Annotated in this window: 3 protein-coding genes and 1 pseudogene; 1 reads left to right on the top strand and 3 read right to left on the bottom strand. The window is 64.3% G+C overall.

The genetic code is table 11. The features are described from left to right. The 3 genes and pseudogenes from AC1D00_RS33375 to AC1D00_RS33365 all read right to left on the bottom strand — a co-directional run. A pseudogene (locus AC1D00_RS33375) lies at positions 1–382 on the bottom strand (ABC transporter permease); the annotation flags it as partial. Next, the gene (locus AC1D00_RS33370) at positions 379–1,416 is read right to left on the bottom strand and encodes an ABC transporter ATP-binding protein (RefSeq protein WP_477013594.1); all 1,038 of its coding nucleotides are present in this window, start codon (positions 1,414–1,416) and stop codon (positions 379–381) included. The gene AC1D00_RS33370 and the pseudogene AC1D00_RS33375, both read right to left, overlap by 4 nt. Before the next feature lie 23 nt (positions 1,417–1,439). Then, positions 1,440–2,474 (bottom strand): ABC transporter substrate-binding protein, encoded by a 1,035-nt coding sequence (locus tag AC1D00_RS33365; RefSeq protein WP_477013593.1) that lies wholly within the window; start codon positions 2,472–2,474, stop codon positions 1,440–1,442. 272 nt (positions 2,475–2,746) lie between these two features. On the opposite strand from AC1D00_RS33365, the gene AC1D00_RS33360 reads away from it, so the two are divergent. Beyond that, a partial coding sequence (locus AC1D00_RS33360; RefSeq protein WP_477013592.1) for a LysR family transcriptional regulator occupies positions 2,747–3,183 on the top strand: 437 nt, incomplete at its 3' end.

The raw sequence follows: 3,183 nt of genomic DNA, 5'->3' as shown, positions 1-3,183 counted from the left end.
CCACCGAGATCAGCAGCGGTCCGAGGATGACGAGCAGGAAAAAGCTCTTCCAGCGTCCGCTCATGCGGTTGAGGATGTAGGCCTCGGGCGCGCCTAGCAGGGCGGTGAGGAGAGTCGTCAGGATCGCGATGCGAAACGTCCGCCAGAACATTTCGGCGTAATAGGGATCGGTCGCGATCTCGTGCCAGTTCTTGAGGATGAAGACCGGCTCGATGCCCTTGTACTGACCCCAATCGTGGAACGACAGCATCACGGTCATCGCCAGCGGAATCAGCAGCACGCCGACGAACAGCATCAAGGCGGGGGCGGAGAGTACCCATGGCGCGCGTGCGATGCGCRCATCGGCGGCCCCCGGCGGAGCCGTGTCCGCGACCGCGCTCATGCGGCGGCTCCGCGAACGCTCATGTCCTCAGGCCGCCAGGCGAGACGAACGGCCTCGCCTTCGGCCGGCTGCGCCTTGCCGTCATTCTGGCGGATCACGATCGCCGGGCCGCATTCGCTGTCGCACTGGAACAGCCAGTGATTGCCCTGGAAGATGCGCGTGACGATCTTTGCGCCGAGGCCGGCGTCGCCAAAACCGATTCTTTCAGGGCGAATGCTGACGGTGACGGGACCACTGAGGCCCGCCGGCGCCGGCGCGCTCCAGGAGCCCGCCACCACGCGCGCTGGCGTCGCGGTCCGGTCGATCGTCGCCGCAAAGTCGTTGGTCTTGCCGAGGAATTGCGAGACGAAGGCCGAGGCCGGCCGCTCATAGGTCTCCTGCGGCGTRCCGATCTGCTCGATCTTGCCCTGGCTCATCACCACGATGCGGTCGGACAGCGACATCGCCTCGTTCTGGTCGTGCGTGACCAGGATCGTGGTGGTGCCGATGGTGCGCTGGATCTGGCGCAGCTCGATCTGCATCTCCTCGCGCAGTTTTGCATCGAGGTTCGACAGCGGCTCATCGAGCAGCAGCACGCTCGGCTTGATCACCAGCGCACGCGCCAGCGCCACACGCTGTTGCTGGCCGCCGGACATGCGGCGCGGATGACGATCCTCGTAGCCGGCAAGGCCGACCATCGCGAGCGCGGCACGGACGCGCTCGGCCCTTTCAGCGCGCGGCACCTTGCGCATCTCGAGGCCGAAGGCGWCGTTCTCCGCCGCCGTCATGTGCGGAAACAGCGCGTAGCTCTGGAACACGATGCCGAGGCCGCGCTTGGCCGGATGGATCGCGGTCAGGTCCTTGCCCTCCAGCCGGATCGCGCCGCGCGTGGGATCGAGGAAGCCCGCGATCATCTGCAGGGTCGTGGTCTTGCCGCAGCCGGACGGGCCGAGGAAGGAGATGAACTCCCCCTTCCCCACCGACAGGCTGAAGTCATCGACCACAGTCTGCACTCCGAACTGCTTGGCGACCCGATCGAGCTCGAGATAGGCCATGACGCTGTCTCCGCCGCGAACGATCAGCGTTCGACCTCGCGATTCCAGCGCTTGGTCCACTCCTCGCGCTTCTCGTTGATCACCGTCCAGTCCGGATTGTAGAGCTTTGCCGCGCGCTCGCCGATCGGCGCCATCTTGCCGAGCTCCGGCGGGATCACCAGCGATTTCAGCACCGGGCCATAGCCGTAATCCTTGAGCATCACGAGCTGGATCTTGGGATCGAGCAGCATCTTGACGAAGCTGGACGCGAGCGGCGAGGCGTTCGGCTTGGTGATCGGGCAGGCGGTCGTCAGCAGCGTCGCCGCGCCCTCCTTCGGATAGACGAAGTCGACGGGGAAGCCGGTGTTGGCGAAGCTCTGCACGCGGCCGGTGCCCCACACCGCGATCACGGCCTGACCGGACTGGAACAGTTCGGTCATCTTGCCCGGCGACGGCTCATAGGCGAGCACGTTCGGATTGATCTGCTCCTTGAAGATCTTGAAGCCGGAATCGACGTTGGTCTCGCCGCCGCCGTTCATCTTCGACAGCATCACCAGCGCTTCGAGGCCGTAGGTGTTGTTGATCGGCGGGATCACGAGCTGCTTGGCGTATTTCGTGTCCTTCAGGTCGTTCCACGAGGTCGGCGGCGCCCAGCCTTTCTCCGCAAACACCTTGGTGTTGTACATCAGGCCGGTCGCGACGATGCCGATCGCAACGGCGCGATCGTCCTTGAAGCGGGCGGTGTCGTAGAGATCGGCCGGCAGGCCGTCGAGCTTGCCACAGAAGCCGAGCTGGATCGCCTGGTACATCGGGCCGTCGTCGACGATGGCGACGTCGATCTGCTGGTTGCCCTTCTGCGCCTGGAGCTTGGCCAGCGTGTCGGTGGAGTTGCCGGCGACATATTCGACCTTGACGCCGTTCTCCTTCTCGAAGGCCGGGATCACCTCGTCGCGGATGGTCTTCTCGAACGAGCCGCCGTAACCGGCGATATAGAGCGTTTTCTGCTGGGCCGAGGCGGCCGAAATGCCGGCGGCGAGCGCGGCGATGCTGACCGCTGTCAGAAGGCGAAGAGTCTTCATGTGGTCCGATCTCCATACCGGAATGAGGTGACGTGCCGACAAATCTCCGGCCGAAGCGCCTTCCGCATTTCCTTCCGCGCAAATCCTCCCCGATCAGGGCTCCGGCCCCTGTTCGGCGGATTTTGGCGCGATCTGGAGGGTTGAACCCCTCCAATCTGCCGAAAAAGCGGGCTGTCTCCAGTCCTGATGAAAAAGATCGCAAACCCGAGCTTCCATCGTCCAATGAATAATGGCACCCTCTGCATGCCCAAATGTTATGAATGGAATCCTGGATGGTACGGATCAATTCGCGGCAGGTGGAGGCCTTCCGCGCGACGATGCTGACCGGCAGCGTGACCGAGGCGGCGGCGCTGATGACCGTGACGCAGCCGGCGGTCAGCCGGTTGCTGCGCGACCTCCAGGCGCTGTTGAAGATGGAGTTGTTCGAACGGCGGGGCACCGGCCTCGTGCCGACCGCCGCGGCGATGGCGCTCTATACCGAAGTGGAGCGCTCCTTCGTCGGACTCGAACGCATCACCGCAGCGGCGGAAGAAATCCGCGGCCGCCGCACCGGCTCATTGCGAATTGCAGCACTGCCAGCGCTGTCGAACGGCTATCTGCCACGGCTTACCGGTCACTTTCTGAAGGAGCGGCCGAACCTCAACCTTGCCTTCTTCGGCGTAATCTCGCCGATCGTGGTCGACTGGGTGCTGAACAATCAGTGCGACGT

This window comes from Bradyrhizobium sp. P2_E8 (genome assembly GCF_056403875.1).
The sequence above is the reverse complement of the archived record's forward strand: the minus strand, read 5'-3'. Positions and strand labels throughout refer to the sequence as shown.

Bases quoted from the DNA above. Each gene is read 5' to 3' on its own strand.
- AC1D00_RS33365 (WP_477013593.1), bottom strand. From the start codon at position 2,474: ATGAAGACTCTTCGCCTTCTGACAGCGGTCAGCATCGCCGCGCTCGCC.